Raw genomic sequence first — 17,518 nt, forward strand, 5'->3', positions numbered from 1 at the left:
CTCCTAGCCTCGTACGGCAGGATGGGCCGCATGCCCAGTGCTGAATCGACGCCAACGAGCGTGCACGAGTCGGACCCAGTGCATCCGACCAAGGACGACGAGGTCTCCAGGAGCGGCAGCGAGTTCATCGGCGGCCCTCTAGGGCGACGTGCCCTGCTGGGGACGTCGTGGTGGACCCCCGTCCGGGTCATCGCGCTCGTGGCCATCGGCGTGTTCGCGCTGGGCCTGGTCCAGAAGGCTCCCTGCTACAACGGTGGCTGGTTCTTCGGCGCCAGCTCCCAGTACACCCACGCGTGCTACTCGGACATCCCGCACCTCTATCAGGGACGCGGTTTCGCCGACGGACTCGTCCCGTACTTCGACAAGCTCCCCGGCGACATGCAGTACCTCGAATACCCGGTGCTGACCGGTGTGTTCATGGAGGTCGCCGCCTGGCTGACGCCCGGCAGCGGCAGCATCCAGCACCAGGAGCAGTGGTACTGGATGGTCAACGCCGGGATGCTGATGGTGTGTGCGGCCATCATCGTCGTCTCCGTGAGCCGTACGCATGCCCGTCGGCCCTGGGACGGTCTGCTGGTCGCTCTGGCGCCCGCCTTCGCGTTGACGGCCACCATCAACTGGGACCTGCTGGCGGTCGCTCTGACGGCCTCCGCGATGCTGATGTGGGCGCGGGGACGCTCGCTCGCCTTCGGCGTCCTCCTGGGGCTCGCCACGGCCGCCAAGCTCTACCCGATCTTCCTGCTCGGGCCGCTGTTCGTGCTGTGCTGGCGGGCGGGCAAGTGGCGGGACTTCGGCAAGGCCCTGAGCGGCGCGGCGGTCTCCTGGCTCGTGGTGAACCTGCCGGTGATGTTCTTCGCCTTCGACGGCTGGTCGAAGTTCTACACGTTCAGCCAGGAGCGGGGTGTGGACTTCGGCTCCTTCTGGCTGATCCTGGCTCAGAACTCGACCGACCCGTTGAGCACCGACACCGTCAACACGCTCGCCACGCTGCTGATGCTGCTGTCCTGCGCCGGTATCGCGGCGCTCACCCTGACCGCGCCGCGCCGGCCGCGTTTCGCCCAGCTCGCGTTCCTGATCGTCGCCGCGTTCATCCTCACCAACAAGGTCTACTCGCCGCAGTACGTCCTGTGGTTGGTGCCGCTGGCCGTGCTGGCGCGGCCGAAGTGGCGGGACTTCCTCATCTGGCAGGCGTGCGAGGTGGCGTACTTCCTGGGGATCTGGCTCTATCTCGCGTACACGACCAGCGGCAACGCCCACAAAGGCCTGCCGACCGACGGCTATCACTGGGCCATCGGACTGCATCTCCTGGGCACGGCCTACCTGTGCGCGATGATCCTGCGCGACATCCTCATGCCGGAACGGGACGTGGTACGGCGGGCCGGCGACGACGATCCCTCTGGTGGTGTGCTCGACGGAGCGGAGGACGTCTTCGTGTTCGGCCCCGCCGCCCATCCACCACGGCACGCGGCCCACTTCGACGGACCGCAGGTGGAGTGGGGCAACGACCAGGGAGCTGCTGACCGTTCGCTCTGAGCGAACAGAGCCTGCGTGGCGTACGCCGATTGGGGCACGTACGCGAAGGGCCGTACACGGAAGCTTCCGTGTACGGCCCTTCGTCCGTCCGGTCCAGGGGCGCTCAGCGACCCGTGCTTACGGCGCTCAACGGTCGTCCCGCGTCGTTCAGCGGTCGACGATCCGGTCGAACTGCGTGGTGGTGTGCCGCAGATGGGCCACCAGCTCCTCGCCGACCTTCGGTTCCGGGGCGTCCGAGGGCACGAACAGGATGGACACCTGCATGTGCGGCGGTTCGGCGAACCAACGCTGTTTGCCGCCCCAGACGAACGGAGAAAGGTTCCGGTTGACCGTGGCCAGACCGGCGCGGGCGACCCCCTTGGCGCGCGGCATGACGCCGTGCAGGGCCTTCGGAGCCTCCAGACCCACGCCGTGCGACGTACCGCCGGCCACGACGACCAGGAAGCCGTCGGAGGCCGCCTTCTGCTGCCGGTAGCCGAAACGGTCCCCCTTGGAGACGCGGGTGACGTCCAGGACGGCGCCGCGGTACTCGGTGGAGTCGTGGTCCCCGAGCCACAACCGGGTCCCGATGCGGGCGCGGAAGCGGGTCTGCGGGAACTGCTGCTGCAGCCGGGCGAGGTCTTCGGCCTTGAGATGGCTGACGAACATGGTGTGCAGCGGCAGCCGGGCCGCGCGCAGCCGGTCCATCCAGCCGATGACCTCCTCGACGGCGTCCGAGCCGTCGGTGCGGTCCAGCGGCAGGTGGATCGCGAAGCCCTCGAGGCGCACGTTCTCTATGGCGGCGTGCAGTTGCGGAAGATCCTGCTCGCTGATGCCGTGCCGTTTCATCGAGGACATCACCTCGATGACCACGCGGGCGCCCACGAGGCCGTAGACCCCGTCGATCGACGACACCGAGCGGATCACCCGGTCGGGCAGGGGCACGGGCTCCTCGCCTCGGCGGTACGGCGTCAGCACCAACAGGTCACCGCCGAACCAGTCCTTGATCCGCGCGGCCTCGTAGGTCGTGCCCACGGCGAGGACGTCCGAGCCCAGCCGGGTGGCCTCCTCCGCCAGCCGCTCGTGCCCGAAGCCATAGCCGTTGCCCTTGCAGACCGGGACGAGCCCCGGGAACTGCTCCTGCACGTGCTTGTGGTGCGCCCGCCAGCGCGCGGTGTCGACGTAGAGCGTGAGCGCCATGGCCGGGACCCGGAACCTTTCTAGTGGCTGCGGTGTATCAGAGGTATGGGAGCTATTGAAGCGAAGATCGCGACGTCAGCGGCGCGACATGTAGATGTCGAGCGCCTTGTGGAGCAGCTTGTTGAGCGGGAAGTCCCACTCGCCGAGGTACTCGGCGGCCTGGCCGCCCGTGCCCACCTTGAACTGGATCAGGCCGAAGAGGTGATCGGTCTCGTCCAGCGAGTCGGAGATGCCCCGCAGGTCGTAGACGGTCGCGCCGAGCGCGTAGGCGTCACGCAGCATCCGCCACTGCATCGCGTTCGAGGGCCGGACCTCGCGGCCGATGTTGTCGGAGGCGCCGTAGGAGTACCAGACGTGCCCTCCGACGATCAGCATGGTCGCCGCCGAGAGGTTCACGCCCTCGTGCCGGGCGAAGTACAGCCGCATCCGGTTGGGGTCCTCGGTGTTGAGGGCCGTCCACATACGCTGGAAGTACGACAGCGGTCGGGGCCGGAAGTGGTCGCGCACCGCCGTGATCTCGTACAGCCGCTGCCATTCCTCGAGGTCCTGGTAACCGCCCTGGACGACCTCGACGCCGGCCTTCTCGGCCTTCTTGATGTTGCGGCGCCACAGCTGGTTGAAGTTCTTGTGCACCTCTTCGAGCGAGCGGTTGGCGAGTGGCACCTGGTAGACGTAGCGGGGCTGCACATCACCGAAGCCGGCTCCCCCGTCCTCGCCCTGCTGCCAGCCCATGCGGCGCAGCTTGTCGGCGACCTCGAAGGCGCGCGGTTCGATGAAGTCGGCCTCAATGTCGCGAAGGCGCTTCACGTCCGGGTTCTGGATGCCCGCCTTGATGGAGGTGGCCTCCCAGCGCCGGATGATCACCGGCGGACCCATCTTCACGGAGAAGGCACCCTGGTGCTTCAGGTGCGCGAGCATCGGTTCCAGCCAGTCGGTCAGATTCGGCGCGAACCAGTTGATGACCGGGCCCTCGGGCAGATAGGCGAGGTAGCGCTTGATCTTGGGCAGCTGACGGTAGAGGACGAGACCTGCGCCGACCAGCTCACCTGTGCGCTCGTCGAACCAGCCGAGACTCTCGGAGCGCCACTCCGCCTTGACGTCTGCCCAGGCCGGAACCTGCATGTGGCTCGCCGACGGCAGGCTCTGGATGTATGCCAGATGCTGCTCGCGACTGATCGTCCTCAGGGTCAGGCTCATTCGGGGCGCTCCTCGGGCTGGTGTGTCCCCATGGGTACAGGGGCTCCGGCTCTCGCGCCGAAGCCTACTGCGCCTTGCGAGCGCCCTGACTGGGCATACGGAACCTGCGCCCCGGCTCATGGGCCGCCGAGGCGTAACGCGGTGCTTTGGGTGGTGTCAGGGGGACCGTGCCCGTGGCGTCGGCTAGAAGAGTCCACCGAAGAGGCCGCCGTGCGCCATGCCGAGGAAGAAGCCGATCGCGGATGCGCCGAGACCGAGGATCAGTCCGAAGCGCTCGCGGGTCGTCTCCGAGATCCACTGGCCGTATGCGCCGGTGAGGATGCCCACCAGGCCCGTCCAGGAGCTGAGCAGGTGCAGGTTGTGGAACATCGCCGTGACGAACGCCGTGATGCCCAGCACCAGGGTCACCGCGAGCAGCGTGTCCTGGAGGGGGTGGGGCTTTCCGTCCGTGGCGAAAAGGCCTCCGGCGGTGTTGGGTCGCATTGCCTGTGCCATAGGGCACCTCCTGCGGAAGACGGCGCACGGTAGCGCCATACACACCCGATGTGTACAGAGTGACCGCCTCCGGGGCCGGATTTCAACCGGAAGCCGGTGTGCGGGTAGTCTGTACCGTCTGCACGGTGTCTGCCCATGTCACGACCGGGACTACCGCGAGGAAGCCCCGATTGTCAGTGGCGGCCGATACCGTTGCGTACGCATCACAACCCTCCTGCCACGGAACGACCGTGGCCGTTGAGTCCAAAGGAGGTGGGTTCCACATGCGTCACTACGAGGTGATGGTCATCCTCGACCCCGATCTGGAGGAGCGCGCTGTCGCCCCCCTGATCGAGAACTTCCTCTCCGTCGTCCGTGAGGGCAACGGCAAGGTTGAGAAGGTCGACACCTGGGGCCGTCGTCGGCTCTCGTACGAGATCAAGAAGAAGCCCGAGGGCATCTACTCGGTCATCGACCTGCAGGCCGAGCCTGCGGTCGTCAAGGAGCTCGACCGCCAGCTGAACCTGAACGAGTCGGTCCTCCGGACCAAGGTCCTCCGCCCCGAGAACCACTGAGCTTTCCCGCTCAGCTGATCTCGGGATTCGAGTAGCAGCAACCAAGCAGCCAGAGCAGCAAACCCGCCGAGAGGTTCCCCATGGCAGGCGAGACCGTCATCACGGTCGTCGGCAATCTTGTCGATGACCCCGAGCTGCGCTTCACCCCTTCCGGTGCGGCGGTCGCGAAGTTCCGTGTCGCGTCCACCCCCCGCACCTTCGACCGTCAGACGAACGAGTGGAAGGACGGCGAAAGCCTGTTCCTGACCTGCTCGGTCTGGCGTCAGGCGGCGGAGAACGTCGCCGAGTCGCTCCAGCGAGGCATGCGCGTCATCGTGCAGGGCCGGCTGAAGCAGCGGTCCTACGAGGACCGTGAGGGCGTCAAGCGCACGGTCTACGAGCTGGACGTCGAGGAAGTCGGCGCCAGCCTGCGCAGTGCCACGGCCAAGGTCACCAAGACCGCAGGCGGTGCCGGGCGCGGTGGCCAGGGTGGTTACAGCGGCGGCGGTGGTGGCCAGGCTGGCGGCGGCTGGGGTGGAAACTCCGGCGGCGGCCAGCAGGGCGGCGCTGCTCCCGCGGACGACCCGTGGGCGACCGGCGCTCCCGCCGGTGGCAGCCAGGGCGGCGGTGGTGGTGGCGGCTGGGGTGGAAACTCCGGCGGCGGCCAGCAGGGCGGCGGCTACTCGGACGAACCCCCCTTCTAGGCCCTCGGGCCGGAGGGTGGGTCGTACCCACACTTCTTGATCACACAGGAGAAACACCATGGCGAAGCCGCCTGTGCGCAAGCCTAAGAAGAAGGTCTGCGCTTTTTGCAAGGACAAGGTCACGTACGTGGACTACAAGGACACGAACATGCTGCGGAAGTTCATTTCCGACCGCGGCAAGATCCGTGCCCGCCGCGTGACCGGCAACTGCACGCAGCACCAGCGTGACGTCGCCACGGCCGTCAAGAACAGCCGTGAGATGGCGCTGCTGCCCTACACCTCCACCGCGCGATAAGGGAAGGGTGACCGACTAATGAAGATCATCCTCACCCACGAGGTCTCTGGCCTCGGTGCCGCGGGCGACGTCGTCGACGTCAAGGACGGTTACGCTCGCAACTACCTGATCCCGCGGAACTTTGCGATCCGTTGGACCAAGGGCGGCGAGAAGGACGTCGAGCAGATCCGTCGTGCTCGCAAGATCCACGAGATCCAGACCATCGAGCAGGCCAACGCCGTGAAGGCCCAGCTCGAGGGTGTCAAGGTCCGTCTGGCCGTCCGCTCCGGCGACGCCGGTCGTCTCTTCGGTTCCGTCACCCCGGCCGACATCGCTTCCGCGATCAAGGCTTCCGGTGGCCCCGAGGTCGACAAGCGCCGCATCGAGCTGGGCTCGCCGATCAAGACCCTGGGCGCCCACGAGACGTCCGTGCGTCTGCACCCCGAGGTTGCCGCCAAGGTCAACATCGAGGTCGTCGCGGCCTGATCGTTGCGTCTGGCTTGAACAGCTTTGGCTGATCAGCTGTGAAGGGGCCGCACCCGCTGGGGTGCGGCCCCTTCTGTCTGCTGGCGGTCGGGGAGGGGTGATGTTTCACGTGAAACGGTCAGTGCGGCCGCCGGGGTGTGTTTCACGTGAAACGGTCAGCGTGTAGCACCCGTCACCAACCAGTGGCCTGAGCGGGACCGCAGCCACAGCGTCAGCATCCGTACCGTCATCATCAGGGTCATGGCGGCCCAGAGAGCGGTCAGTCCACCGCCCAGCGTGGGGACGAGCAGGGCGACAGGGGCGAAGACCACCAGAGTCAGGATCATCGCCTTGGCCAGGTAGGGGCCGTCTCCGGCACCCATGAGTACGCCATCCAGAACGAAGACGACACCGCAGATCGGCTGGGAGAGAGCCACGATCACCAGAGCGGGTAGCGCGGCGTCCTTGACCGCGGAGTCACCAGTGAACAGTGGAAGGAACAACGGCCGGGAGAGTATGACCAGTAGGCCGAGAGCGACTCCGACCGCGATCCCCCACTCCACCATCCGACGGCATGCCTGGCGGGCACCGTCGGTGTCATCGGCGCCCAGATAGCGTCCGATGATGGCCTGCCCGGCGATGGCGATGGCGTCGAGTGCGAAGGCGAGCAGGCTCCACAGGGACAGGATGATCTGGTGGGCGGCGATGTCGGCGTCACCCAGGCGGGCTGCCACGGCCGTGGCAATCATCAGGATCGCTCTCAGGGAGAGCGTGCGGACCAGCAGGGGAACCCCGGCTTGGGCGGAGGCTCTGATCCCCAAGGCGTCGGGGCGCAGGGAGGCGCCGTGCCTGCGGGCACCGCGAACGACGACCACGAGATAGGCGGCGGCCATGCCGCACTGAGCGATGACCGTGCCCCAGGCGGAGCCGGCGATGCCGAGGTCGGCGCCGTAGACGAGGCCTACGTTGAGGACGGCGTTGGCTACGAAGCCGGCGATGGCCACATAGAGCGGGGTCTTGGTGTCCTGCAGTCCGCGGAGTACTCCGGTCGCAGCGAGCACGACCAGCATGGCCGGGATGCCGAGGGCCGAGATCCGCAGATACGTGGTCGCGTAGGGGGCTGCTGTGTCGGAGGCACCGAAGAGCTCCACGATCGACGGAGCGGTGGGCAGGACGACGGCGATGACGGCGGCACCGAGCAGCAGCGCCAGCCAGATTCCGTCCATGCCCTGACGGATGGCGGCCTGGAGGTCTCCGGCTCCCATGCGGCGGGCGACGGCGGCCGTGGTGGCGTAGGCGAGGAAGACGAAGACGCTGACGGCCGTAGTGAGAAGGGCTGAGGCGATGCCGAGACCGGCGAGTTGGGCGGTGCCCAGATGGCCGACGATCGCGCTGTCGACCATGACGAAGAGAGGCTCGGCGACGAGCGCGCCGAAGGCCGGAACGGCGAGTGCGACGATCTCGCGGTCGTGCTGTCGCCGGGTGGCCTTGGGGGTCGCGGACGCCTGTGTCATGTGCACCAATCTAATCGTCCACAGGTAAGAGATGCAACGAAGATTAGACCCTTACCTGCGTTCGGGGGGAGTGCGCCGCTGTGTACAGTTCGAACTGATCTTGAGCCGACCGGGAAAGTTTTTCTTCTGCACAGCCGGTGGACGGCGAAGGTGCAGGTCAAGTCACCTCTTTGAGGATGAGGCGCAGCTTGTTCACAGGCCTGTCCACCGAGTCGTGCACAGGTTTTGCCGAGTTCTCCACAGCATCCGGGCCGTCGTCCACATGGCCTGTGGATAACCAGATTGGCTGACGGTGCCGACGGGCCTACCGTGGTCCGGCGCCCGCTCCGTTCGTCGGCTTGGAAATCATCACAAAACCGACGCGCTAGAACCGGAGTTGGGCGTCTCATTTGTCAGTGCCGTGCCGTAGAACTGAAAAGCACGGCGAGGTCCGCCTCGGCGGACGGGAGGAGGTGGCTCGGTGAGCATTTCCGAGCCCTTGGACGACCCCTGGGCCGACAGCGGTCCCAGTGATCGTCTGCCTTCCGCGCGCCGCCGCGGCGACGGAGGCCGGGGCCGAGACGAACAGCACGACCGCGGCAGGGACACCGGCGAGTGGGACGGCGGAGGCGCGGCCTTCGAGAGGGTCCCTCCCCAGGACCTGGATGCGGAGCAGTCCGTCCTCGGCGGCATGCTCCTGTCCAAGGACGCCATCGCGGACGTCGTCGAGGTCATCAAGGGCCACGACTTCTACAAGCCCGCCCACGAGACGATCTTCCAGGCGATCCTGGACGTCTATGCCAAGGGCGAGCCGGCCGACCCCATCACGATCGCCGCCGAGCTCACCAAGCGCGGGGAGATCAACAAGGTCGGCGGCGCATCGTATCTGCACACCCTCGTCCAGACCGTGCCGACGGCGGCGAACGCCGAGTATTACGCGGAAATCGTCCACGAGCGCGCTGTCCTGCGGCGTCTGGTCGAGGCGGGGACGCGCATCACCCAGATGGGATACGCGGCCGACGACGACGTCGACGAGATCGTCAACCGTGCCCAGGCCGAGATCTACGCGGTCACTGAGCAGCGCACCAGCGAGGACTATCTGCCGCTCGGCGACATCATGGAGGGCGCGCTCGACGAGATCGAGGCGATCGGCTCGCGCAGCGGCGAGATGACCGGTGTGCCCACCGGTTTCACGGACCTCGACTCGCTCACCAACGGCCTGCACCCGGGCCAGATGATCGTGATCGCCGCCCGCCCCGCCATGGGAAAGTCCACCCTCGCGCTGGACTTTGCCCGCGCGGCTTCCATCAAGCACAACCTGGCCAGCGTCATCTTCTCCCTCGAAATGGGGCGCAACGAGATCGCGATGCGTCTCCTGTCGGCGGAAGCGCGTGTGGCCCTGCACCACATGCGTTCGGGCACCATGACGGACGAGGACTGGACCCGGCTGGCGCGCCGAATGCCCGAGGTGTCCTCCGCCCCGCTCTACATCGACGACTCCCCGAACCTGTCGATGATGGAAATCCGGGCCAAGTGCCGGCGGCTGAAGCAGCGCAATGACATCAAGCTCGTGATCATCGACTATCTGCAGCTGATGCAGGCCGGTGGTTCCAAGCGTTCCGAGAGCCGTCAGCAGGAGGTCTCGGACATGTCCCGTAATCTCAAGCTCCTGGCCAAGGAGCTTGAGGTCCCGGTGATCGCGCTCTCGCAGCTCAACCGTGGTCCCGAGCAGCGTACGGACAAGAAGCCGATGGTGTCCGACCTGCGTGAGTCCGGTTCCATCGAGCAGGACGCCGACATGGTGATCCTGCTGCACCGTGAGGACGCCTACGAGAAGGAGTCTCCGCGCGCGGGCGAGGCGGACATCATCGTGGGCAAGCACCGTAACGGTCCGACGGCGACGATCACTGTCGCCTTCCAGGGCCACTACTCGCGCTTCGTGGACATGGCGCAGACCTGACATAACGCTGATCAACCGCGGCTGTCAGAGAGCCGTACACGTCGGCGCCGAACGCCTGGAGAGGGAACTGCTGGACCAGGTGAAGAACGACGCCGTATCCGGGGCTGCCTCTCCCGAGATCCCGCCGATCCGGGCGTCGGTCGAGGCCACTTTCACCGACCTGGAGAAGCTGGCATATCGCTGGACCGCGAGGCTACTCCTCACGACGCGGGAACGAGATCTGATGCGGCAACTGCTGCAGGAACATCTGGACCTGCGGGCTCAACGCGAACGCCGACTCGGGTCCTTGCCGTCAACTGGCGGAGAAGTAATGGCCGTTGTCCAAATCGGCGAGCAGGCTGGGCTGAGCGGGTTCCCAGCCGAGGGTCCGGCGGGTGATGAGGTTGGACGCCGGGTAGTTCTGCGTGACGATGTTCGCGAGGAACCCAAAGTATCCCGGCACCATCAGTACGTCCGCGGGAACGCTCACGGCGGGCAGGCCCAGACGACTGCCAATGGCCTCGGCGATCTCGCGGAGCGGGATGGCCCCGTCCCCAACCGCGTGCCAGTATTTGCCGGCCGGCCCCTTCTCCAGCGCCAAGCGGAACAAGGAGGCGACATCGCGGACGTGCACGGCGTTCCACAGGTTCGCGCCGTCTCCGGGGTAGCCGACGAAACCCTTCTCCTTCGCGAGCGCGATCAGCTGCACGAGGAAGCCGGCACGATCGGTCGTGCTGTGCGCGATGTTGGCAATCCGCACGACCGAAGACCGTACTCCCCGCTCAGCGAGGCCGACGACGGCGGTCTCCACGACGTTACGAACCCGCAGGGTGCCCTTGTACTCATCGCCGCCCGGAAGGGCCGGGTCCTCCTCGGTGGCGGGCCGGCCCAGGTTCCCTGGCGAGCCTATGCTCCCCGCCGCGACCAGCGGCTTTCCCGTTCCCGCCAGTGCCTCGCCGTACGCGAGCATGATCGGGAGCTCTGCGGCGGCCACGGCGTCGATCCCGCCGGACGGAAGCAGATCCTGCCTGTGCGCGACGTGGATGACGCCGTCGGAGTCCGCGGCCGCCTCCTTGAGCCCGTCGAGATCCTCTAGGTCGCCGCGACGCACCTTCGCGCCGAGCGCGGACACCGCCGCCGAGGCCGTGTCCGACCGGGCCAGACCGGTGACCTCGTGCCCGGCGGCGATGAGCTCGGGAATGATGTACGAACCGGAATGGCCGGTCCCGCCAGTGACGAAAACGCGCATGCTGCTGTCCTTGTGAGGATGGGTGGAAGGGCTTTTCTTCTCGTGCTGTAGACCGGCTGGTGTGACGTGGCGCGAGAAGTAGTGGTGCGAGTGCACTCAGCTGGAAATGCTGACGCCGAGGAAGAAATTCGTGTGCTTGATGGAGTGGGCGACGAGGCCCAGCATCAACAGGGCAGCGTTCTCCGATGTCCGCGCCATTGGCAGCTGCCCGGTATCCATCGGGCGCAGTCCCAGGCTCTCGATGAACGCCGACACGCGTGCCTTTGCCTGCGCGTCGTCGCCGGCGATGAACACGTCCAATGGGCGGCCCTCGGCTGGGCCGGCGGCCAGAACATGGGAGTACAGGGTGTTGAACGCCTTGACGACGTGCGCGCCGACGGGGGCGGCCTTGGCGATCTCCTGCGCCCCGGAACTGCCCTCGGGGGTGACCAAGCCCGTGAAATCGGCGTTGACGGGGTTGGTGATGTCGATAACCACCTTGCCGCGCAGTGTGTCCCCGTACTCGCTCACCACCGCCGCCGCGCTGCCGTACGGCACGGCGAGGACAACGATGTCTCCGGCCGGGGCGGCGCCTGCTGCCCCTACGGTGGCGCCGCCGAGCACGGCGGCCAATTCCTTGGCGTTGGCCGGGTCGCGGCCGATGATCTCGACTGCGTGGCCGCCGACGAGCGCCCGGTCGGCGAGGGCGCCGGCCATGTTGCCCAGGCCGATAATGCTGATGCTGCTCATGGAGTTCCTGCTTTCCGGAGCTGGACAGAACGGCATGCCCACCCCGTCGTTGTTAACGATTTTTCGTCAACGCCGAATTATTATTCCGAATCGCTCCGGTCCCATTAACGATGCCATTTGCTTGATTGGGTGTCCAAGACTTCTTTTAGCAGTGGTGATGCCGAGGAGGCATCACCGGCCTGGGGAAGGCGCCATGGGTTTGGACCTGCGCAAATTGCGTCACTTCGTCGCCGCGGCCGACAGGTTGAACTCGAGTCCGACCGATCCACCGGTAATCGCCGCCCAGGTGCCGAGCGTTCGACGCGGTGTTGACCTGGGCGTGAGACGGGCGGCGGCGGTCCATCCCCTGCAAGGCCCACGGGGCTAAAGAAGTCGACGTCCGCGTACCCGGCGGGATGGACTGGGGGCATGACGACATCTCAGGGAGAGCTGCTTCCCGGCACGCGCAGGGCGTTGCTGCACCGGATCGCTGTGGCCCAGGCCGAAGGGCGGGCACCGTCGCTGGTAGCGGCGGTCGTGCGGGGCGGACGGACGGTGTGGCACGGTTCGCGCACCTCGGTGGACGGGCACGGCCCGGACGAGAACGTGCAGTACCGCATCGGGTCGATCACCAAGACCTTCACCGCCGTTCTCGTCATGCGACTGCGGGACGAGGGACTGCTCGACCTCGGTGATCCGCTGGAGAAGCACGTGTCCGGCACGGGAGCGGGGGAGGCCACGGTCGCTGAACTCCTCGCTCACACCAGTGGATTGGCGGCCGAGTCTCCCGCGCCCTGGTGGGAGCGCACCTCCGGGGGACTGCGCCCGGAAATCGCCGACGTACTGGGCGAGCAGCCCTTTCTGCACCCCGTCGGACGCCGCTTCCACTACTCGAACCCCGGCTACACCCTGCTGGGCGCACTCGTCGAGAAGCTGCGCGGGGCTCCGTGGGAGGAGGTGCTCCGACGTGAAGTGCTCGTACCTCTGGGCCTCGACCGCACGAGCGTCCGCCAGGAAGCGCCGCATGCGGGCGGGTGGGCCGTACATCCGTGGGCCGATGTGATGCTGCCCGAGCCCTCCGAGGATCTCGGACGGATGGCTCCCGCGGGTCAACTCTGGTCCACCACTGGAGACTTGGCCCGATTCGCGGTCTTCCTCACCAACGGTGACGATCGCGTACTGAGTGCGGAGACCGTGAGGGAAATGCACATGCCCGCGGCTCCGGCCGGGCTGGGGGATCTCGCCGACGGCGCCTCTTACGGGCTCGGATTGCAGGTCCAGCACCGCGACGGGCGACTGCTCGTGGGCCATTCGGGCTCGCTGCCCGGCTTCCTGGCGAATCTTACGATCAGTGTGGCGGACGACGTGGCCGCAGTGGTGCTGGCCAACTGCACCTCCGGCCCGCTGCTGTCCGTCGTAGGGGCCGATCTCGTACGGATCGTCGCCGAGGCCGAACCCGGAATCCCCGAGCCCTGGCGCCCGATGCACGAAGCCGACTCGCCCTCACTGGAGTTGGCGGGTCAGTGGTACTGGGGAACGAACGGATTCGCCCTACGGCTGACTGCGGACGGACTCGCCTCGCTGGAGCCCCTGTCGGGCACGGGCCGGCGCTCGCGATTTCGGGCCAACGGTGACGGTACCTGGACCGGGCTGGAGGGCTACTTCCATGGGGAGCTCTTGAAGGCCGTACGGCGCCCTGACGGGTCCGTGGACCATCTCGACCTCGGCTCGTTCGTTTTCACTCGGCAGCCGTACGACGAGGGGGCTTCCGTGCCGGGTGGTGTCGATCCGGAGGGGTGGCGAGGCATCGGCTAGACGCCCCTGCCCCATCGGCATAGCAAGGCGCCCTGTTTCACGTGAAACAGGGCGCCTTGCTATGCGGCGGACGAGTGACTATGGGGGAGGATCACAGGGCCAGCTTGAAGCCCACGTGCGAGGCCGTGAAACCGAGCCGCTCGTAGAAGCGGTGGGCGTCCGTGCGTGTGTTGTCAGACGTCAGCTGCACCAACTGGCAGTTCTGACGCCGGGATTCCTCGATCGCCCACTCGATGAGCCGGGTCCCGAGCCCACTGCCACGCTCGTCGGAGTGGATGCGTACCCCTTCGATGATCGATCTGGCGGCACCGCGCCGAGACAGTCCCGGAATGACCGTGAGTTGGAGCGTGCCGACCACACGACCCTCCCGCGTGGCGACGACCAGATGCTGGTTCGGGTCGGAGGAGAGGCGCTCCAGCGCGCGCACATACGGCGCCAGGTCGTTCGGCGACTCGCGCTGGGCGCCCAGGGGGTCGTCGGCGAGCATGGCGACGATCGCGGAGAGGTCGTCCAGCGCGGCGGGCCGAATTTCAAGATCTCCCATGGCCGCACCCTATGCCGGGTGCTCGAGTGCGGGCACCGCAGGGCGCTCGATGTGGGCCGAACAAGCCCACCCCACGCCGTCGCTCCCTGCTCACCTGTCGAGGCAGGAGCGTGCCACGATAGCCATCGTTTGCAGATATAGAGCGCGTGCAATTATTGTGGCCGTGTGCAACACGCTCCTGCAATCGTCTGGGAAGGGTCCCCCCCATGCCGCTCGCGCTTCTGGCTCTCGCGATCGGGGCCTTCGGAATCGGAACCACCGAGTTTGTGATCATGGGGCTGCTGCCCGAGGTCGCGGACGACTTCGGGGTCTCCATCCCCACTGCCGGCTTCCTGGTCACCGGCTACGCGCTCGGCGTCATGCTTGGCGCTCCTCTGATGACCGCCCTCGGCACCAAGGTCTCCCGCAAGCGGATGCTGATGCTGCTGATGGGGCTGTTCATCGTCGGCAATCTGCTCTCCGCCCTCGCCCCGGCCTTCACCGTCATGCTGATCGGACGGGTGGTCGCCTCCCTCGCCCATGGAGCCTTCTTCGGCATCGGCTCGGTCGTCGCCGCCGACCTGGTGGCCCCGGACAAGAAGGCCGGAGCCATCGCGATGATGTTCACCGGCCTGACCGTCGCCAATGTTGTCGGCGTCCCGCTCGGCACGCTGATCGGCCAGACCGCCGGGTGGCGTCTGACTTTCACCATCGTCGCGGCCCTCGGCGTCGTCGGTCTGATCGGCGTCGCCAGGCTCGTCCCCGAGATGCCCCGGCCGGAGGGCGTGCGTCTGCGCCACGAGCTGGCCGCCTTCAAGAATGCCCAGGTGTTGCTCGCCATGGCGATGACTGTCCTCGGCTTCGGCGGTGTCTTCGCTGCCATCACCTACATCGCGCCGATGATGACCCACGTGGCGGGCTTCGCCGACAGTTCGGTGACCTGGCTGTTGGTCCTCTTCGGGCTCGGCATGGTCGGCGGCAACCTTGTGGGCGGCAAGTACGCCGACCGCGCTCTGATGCCCATGCTGTACGTCTCCCTGGGCGCCCTGGCCGTCGTGCTCGCGCTCTTCACGCTCACCGCGCACAACAAGGCCCTGGCCGGCGTCACGATCGCTCTCATCGGTGCTCTGGGCTTCGCCGCCGTGCCGCCACTCCAGAAGAGGGTCCTCGACCAGGCGCACGACGCCCCCACGCTCGCCTCAGCTGTGAACATCGGTGCCTTCAACCTCGGCAACGCCCTCTCGGCCTGGCTCGGCGGCCTGGTCATCTCTGCCGGCTTCGGCTACACCGCCCCCAACTGGGTGGGTGCCGCCCTGGCCGCAGGGGCTCTCCTCCTCGCGTTCCTCTCGGCCGCGCTGGAGCGTCGGGACAGCGCTTCCAGCGCCGTGGTCGCAGGGGCGACGCCCGACGGACAGAGGCCCGCAGTGCACCACTGAGCCGACCTGACCGGCAGCCAGGCACTACGACGACGCCGCCGTCGGCTTCCCGAAGTCCGGGGAGCCGACGGCGGCGTACAGACGTGACTCAGAGCGCCGCCACGGTCAGCGGAGCGAACCGCCGACTCCAGTCGCCCGGCAGCTCCGGGATTCCGTACGTCATGACCGAGTTGAGCCCGACGGGAGTCAGACCGCGTTCTCCGGCCCACGCCCGCAGCTCTTCGTGTCGTACGTCGATGTCGGTGCGCAGTGGACGGTCGGTGCCTGCGGCGAGCGATGTGAGGAGTGCCTGTGCCGTCTCGGTGTCACGGGCGATCAGAGGGCCCACGACATGGGTGTTCATGTTGGGCCAGGCGGCGGCGTATCCGATGATCCGTCCGCTCTCCTCGGCTACGCGCAACTGGTCGGCGAAGGCGGGCAGCCGGGTGATGAGGTGTGTGCGATCCGTGCCGAGAACCTCCTCGTCGAGCCGGAGGATCGTGGCGAGGTCCTCAGCGGTGGCCGCACGCGTGCTCACCGTCGGCGCCGGCCCGCCCGGAGTGAAGTGCCCCTGGAGCATCTCCGCACGGCCGGTCAGTTTGAAGCCCAGTTCCTCGTAGAGCGGGCGGCCAAAGGGCGTCGCGTGAAGAGTCAGAGGGGTGGTGCCCATCGCGGAGAGAACGTGACGCATGAGCCGACGGCCGATGCCCTGTCGGGCGTGCCGTTCGGCGACCAGCACCATCCCGATTGCTCCCAGGTCGGGCTCGCTGTAGGGGCCGTACTCCGTGACCACGCAGGCGGTGACGAGCCCTCCGTGAGGGTCGTCGATGCCGTAGCCCTTTCCGGCCGCGAGCAGGAGGCCCCACTTGTGCTCCTCGCGCGGCCACCCCCGGTCCTCGGACAAGTCCGCGCAGGCGGTGAGATCGCGAAGCGTCAGACGACGGATGGGAAGAGCGGCGAGGGAAGGAGTCGGCACGCAGGTCAGGCTGTCCGATGGGTGCCCTCGGCGTCCACCTGTTTCCGGGGGTGCGTACGAGCTTTTGGCCATGTCGTAGCCAAGCGCACAACAGGCGATCAGATGCCGGGTGTTTCACGTGAAACATCGGAGAACGGCGACCGTCCGGCGATCGACCGGAAGCGCCCCAGATGCCTCACCGGGTTGATGGACCACTAGCCTCAAGAACATGGCGAGACTTCATCTCTTCGACCTCGATGGCACTTTGCTGCATGGGACCAGTGCGCCCGTACAGATTTCCCGGCAGCTCGGGCTCGAGGCCGAGACGGTGGCACTCGACCAGGCGATCGGGGCCGGACTGATAGGGCCACCCGAATACGCGCAGCAGGTGTACGCGCTGTGGGCGTCCCTGACCGAGGCACACGTCGTCGCAGCCTTCGAAGGTGCCCCGTGGCTGGCCCGCATTCGTGAGGTCTGGGCCGAGATCAGGGAGCAGGGCGACTACTGCGCGGTCGTGTCGCTGTCGCCGTCCTTCTTCGTGGAACGGCTCACCAGTTGGGGAGCCCATGCCGCATACGGGTCCCGCTTTCCGGCCGTCCCCTTCACCGAGCCCGTGGATCCTGCCGGAGTGCTCAGCGCAGCCGCCAAGGTCCTGATCGCGGACCGGCTGTGTGAGCAATTCCGAGTGACACGGGCGGACTGCATTGCCTATGGAGACTCGTCCTCCGACAAGGACCTGTTCGCCGCGGTGCCGATCTCCGTGGCGGTCAATGCGGACCATCACCTGTCCGACATCTCGACCCACTCCTACAAGGGCATGGATCTATGGGAAGCCTATGAATTGGTGCGCCACGTCCGGTAATTGAGTCAATTCACGGTTCGCCCCGCGAACACCCCGCGAGCAATTCGTGGAGGAGGAGGGGGGACTTGTGTGCGGAGCGGTGACCGGTAGGGTCGACTCCGGTTCCTGTCCGTACTGGGGTGCGACGACCCCTGTGCGGCCCGAGAGCGGGGCAATGCAGCCTAACGGGACAGAGAGAT

The 17,518-nt window shown here is 67.1% G+C and carries 17 protein-coding genes; 9 read left to right on the plus strand and 8 right to left on the minus strand.

The window, feature by feature from the left end:
• Window positions 1-30 precede the first annotated feature (30 nt).
• Window positions 31-1,533, plus strand: a complete 1,503-nt coding sequence (locus RNB18_RS08755) for a glycosyltransferase family 87 protein (protein WP_311713549.1) — start codon at window positions 31-33, stop codon at window positions 1,531-1,533.
• 147 nt (window positions 1,534-1,680) lie between these two features.
• Here RNB18_RS08755 and RNB18_RS08760 read toward each other — a convergent pair whose 3' ends face one another.
• From RNB18_RS08760 to RNB18_RS08770, 3 genes are all read right to left on the minus strand, one after another.
• Window positions 1,681-2,712, minus strand: a complete 1,032-nt coding sequence (locus RNB18_RS08760) for an alanine racemase (protein ID WP_053846236.1) — start codon at window positions 2,710-2,712, stop codon at window positions 1,681-1,683.
• 75 nt (window positions 2,713-2,787) lie between these two features.
• Window positions 2,788-3,909: a peptidoglycan bridge formation glycyltransferase FemX gene (gene femX / locus RNB18_RS08765; protein ID WP_311713550.1), complete on the minus strand. Its 1,122-nt coding sequence runs from the start codon at window positions 3,907-3,909 to the stop codon at window positions 2,788-2,790.
• A gap of 183 nt (window positions 3,910-4,092) precedes the next feature.
• Window positions 4,093-4,404, minus strand: a complete 312-nt coding sequence (locus RNB18_RS08770; RefSeq protein WP_057609124.1) for a hypothetical protein — start codon at window positions 4,402-4,404, stop codon at window positions 4,093-4,095.
• A gap of 263 nt (window positions 4,405-4,667) precedes the next feature.
• Between RNB18_RS08770 and rpsF the strand changes: the two genes are divergently transcribed.
• The 4 genes from rpsF to rplI all read left to right on the plus strand — a co-directional run bounded on the left by rpsF (window position 4,668) and on the right by rplI (window position 6,401).
• The gene (rpsF, locus tag RNB18_RS08775) at window positions 4,668-4,958 is read left to right on the plus strand and encodes a 30S ribosomal protein S6 (protein WP_311713551.1); all 291 of its coding nucleotides are present in this window, start codon (window positions 4,668-4,670) and stop codon (window positions 4,956-4,958) included.
• 80 nt (window positions 4,959-5,038) lie between these two features.
• A complete protein-coding gene (locus RNB18_RS08780; RefSeq protein ID WP_311713552.1) occupies window positions 5,039-5,641 on the plus strand; it encodes a single-stranded DNA-binding protein in 603 nt (200 codons plus the stop codon).
• A gap of 58 nt (window positions 5,642-5,699) precedes the next feature.
• Window positions 5,700-5,936 (plus strand): 30S ribosomal protein S18, encoded by a 237-nt coding sequence (gene rpsR / locus RNB18_RS08785; RefSeq protein WP_003949403.1) that lies wholly within the window; start codon window positions 5,700-5,702, stop codon window positions 5,934-5,936.
• A gap of 18 nt (window positions 5,937-5,954) precedes the next feature.
• Complete coding sequence (gene rplI, locus RNB18_RS08790; RefSeq protein ID WP_250073675.1) at window positions 5,955-6,401, plus strand: 50S ribosomal protein L9; 447 nt, start codon at window positions 5,955-5,957, stop codon at window positions 6,399-6,401.
• Between the two features lie 155 nt (window positions 6,402-6,556).
• Here the strand turns inward: rplI and RNB18_RS08795 are convergent, their stop codons facing one another.
• Window positions 6,557-7,894: an MATE family efflux transporter gene (locus RNB18_RS08795; protein WP_311713553.1), complete on the minus strand. Its 1,338-nt coding sequence runs from the start codon at window positions 7,892-7,894 to the stop codon at window positions 6,557-6,559.
• Window positions 7,895-8,354: 460 nt separating this feature from the next.
• Between RNB18_RS08795 and dnaB the strand changes: the two genes are divergently transcribed.
• Window positions 8,355-9,833, plus strand: a complete 1,479-nt coding sequence (gene dnaB, locus RNB18_RS08800; RefSeq protein ID WP_311713554.1) for a replicative DNA helicase — start codon at window positions 8,355-8,357, stop codon at window positions 9,831-9,833.
• Window positions 9,834-10,125: 292 nt separating this feature from the next.
• On the opposite strand, the gene RNB18_RS08805 is transcribed toward dnaB, so the two are convergent.
• Both RNB18_RS08805 and RNB18_RS08810 read right to left on the minus strand, forming a co-directional pair.
• Window positions 10,126-11,061 carry an SDR family oxidoreductase gene (locus RNB18_RS08805; RefSeq protein WP_311713555.1) on the minus strand — a complete coding sequence of 312 codons (936 nt, stop codon included), beginning with the start codon at window positions 11,059-11,061 and terminating at the stop codon, window positions 10,126-10,128.
• Between the two features lie 96 nt (window positions 11,062-11,157).
• Window positions 11,158-11,790, minus strand: coding sequence for an NADPH-dependent F420 reductase (locus RNB18_RS08810; RefSeq protein ID WP_311713556.1), 633 nt, complete (start codon window positions 11,788-11,790; stop codon window positions 11,158-11,160).
• Between the two features lie 408 nt (window positions 11,791-12,198).
• Here RNB18_RS08810 and RNB18_RS08815 point away from each other — a divergent pair, with 408 nt between their 5' ends.
• Complete coding sequence (locus RNB18_RS08815; RefSeq protein ID WP_311713557.1) at window positions 12,199-13,584, plus strand: serine hydrolase domain-containing protein; 1,386 nt, start codon at window positions 12,199-12,201, stop codon at window positions 13,582-13,584.
• A 91-nt stretch (window positions 13,585-13,675) separates the two neighbouring features.
• On the opposite strand, the gene RNB18_RS08820 is transcribed toward RNB18_RS08815, so the two are convergent.
• Entirely contained in the window at window positions 13,676-14,128 is a 453-nt protein-coding gene (locus RNB18_RS08820; protein WP_311713558.1) for a GNAT family N-acetyltransferase, read from the minus strand.
• A gap of 206 nt (window positions 14,129-14,334) precedes the next feature.
• Between RNB18_RS08820 and RNB18_RS08825 the strand changes: the two genes are divergently transcribed.
• Window positions 14,335-15,543: an MFS transporter gene (locus RNB18_RS08825; protein ID WP_311713559.1), complete on the plus strand. Its 1,209-nt coding sequence runs from the start codon at window positions 14,335-14,337 to the stop codon at window positions 15,541-15,543.
• An 88-nt stretch (window positions 15,544-15,631) separates the two neighbouring features.
• Here the strand turns inward: RNB18_RS08825 and RNB18_RS08830 are convergent, their stop codons facing one another.
• Window positions 15,632-16,498 carry a GNAT family N-acetyltransferase gene (locus tag RNB18_RS08830; RefSeq protein WP_311713560.1) on the minus strand — a complete coding sequence of 289 codons (867 nt, stop codon included), beginning with the start codon at window positions 16,496-16,498 and terminating at the stop codon, window positions 15,632-15,634.
• A 208-nt stretch (window positions 16,499-16,706) separates the two neighbouring features.
• On the opposite strand from RNB18_RS08830, the gene RNB18_RS08835 reads away from it, so the two are divergent.
• Complete coding sequence (locus tag RNB18_RS08835; protein WP_311713561.1) at window positions 16,707-17,339, plus strand: HAD family hydrolase; 633 nt, start codon at window positions 16,707-16,709, stop codon at window positions 17,337-17,339.
• Window positions 17,340-17,518: the final 179 nt, after the last annotated feature.

Source organism: Streptomyces doebereineriae, assembly GCF_031845645.1.
In the GTDB taxonomy this organism is placed as follows: domain Bacteria; phylum Actinomycetota; class Actinomycetes; order Streptomycetales; family Streptomycetaceae; genus Streptomyces; species Streptomyces canus.

Bases quoted from the DNA above. Each gene is read 5' to 3' on its own strand.
- RNB18_RS08755 (WP_311713549.1), top strand. From the start codon at position 31: ATGCCCAGTGCTGAATCGACGCCAACGAGCGTGCACGAGTCGGACCCA.
- RNB18_RS08760 (WP_053846236.1), bottom strand. From the start codon at position 2,712: ATGGCGCTCACGCTCTACGTCGACACCGCGCGCTGGCGGGCGCACCAC.
- femX (WP_311713550.1), bottom strand. From the start codon at position 3,909: ATGAGCCTGACCCTGAGGACGATCAGTCGCGAGCAGCATCTGGCATAC.
- RNB18_RS08770 (WP_057609124.1), bottom strand. From the start codon at position 4,404: ATGGCACAGGCAATGCGACCCAACACCGCCGGAGGCCTTTTCGCCACG.
- rpsF (WP_311713551.1), top strand. From the start codon at position 4,668: ATGCGTCACTACGAGGTGATGGTCATCCTCGACCCCGATCTGGAGGAG.
- RNB18_RS08780 (WP_311713552.1), top strand. From the start codon at position 5,039: ATGGCAGGCGAGACCGTCATCACGGTCGTCGGCAATCTTGTCGATGAC.
- rpsR (WP_003949403.1), top strand. From the start codon at position 5,700: ATGGCGAAGCCGCCTGTGCGCAAGCCTAAGAAGAAGGTCTGCGCTTTT.
- rplI (WP_250073675.1), top strand. From the start codon at position 5,955: ATGAAGATCATCCTCACCCACGAGGTCTCTGGCCTCGGTGCCGCGGGC.
- RNB18_RS08795 (WP_311713553.1), bottom strand. From the start codon at position 7,894: ATGACACAGGCGTCCGCGACCCCCAAGGCCACCCGGCGACAGCACGAC.
- RNB18_RS08805 (WP_311713555.1), bottom strand. From the start codon at position 11,061: ATGCGCGTTTTCGTCACTGGCGGGACCGGCCATTCCGGTTCGTACATC.
- RNB18_RS08810 (WP_311713556.1), bottom strand. From the start codon at position 11,790: ATGAGCAGCATCAGCATTATCGGCCTGGGCAACATGGCCGGCGCCCTC.
- RNB18_RS08815 (WP_311713557.1), top strand. From the start codon at position 12,199: ATGACGACATCTCAGGGAGAGCTGCTTCCCGGCACGCGCAGGGCGTTG.
- RNB18_RS08820 (WP_311713558.1), bottom strand. From the start codon at position 14,128: ATGGGAGATCTTGAAATTCGGCCCGCCGCGCTGGACGACCTCTCCGCG.
- RNB18_RS08825 (WP_311713559.1), top strand. From the start codon at position 14,335: ATGCCGCTCGCGCTTCTGGCTCTCGCGATCGGGGCCTTCGGAATCGGA.
- RNB18_RS08835 (WP_311713561.1), top strand. From the start codon at position 16,707: ATGGCGAGACTTCATCTCTTCGACCTCGATGGCACTTTGCTGCATGGG.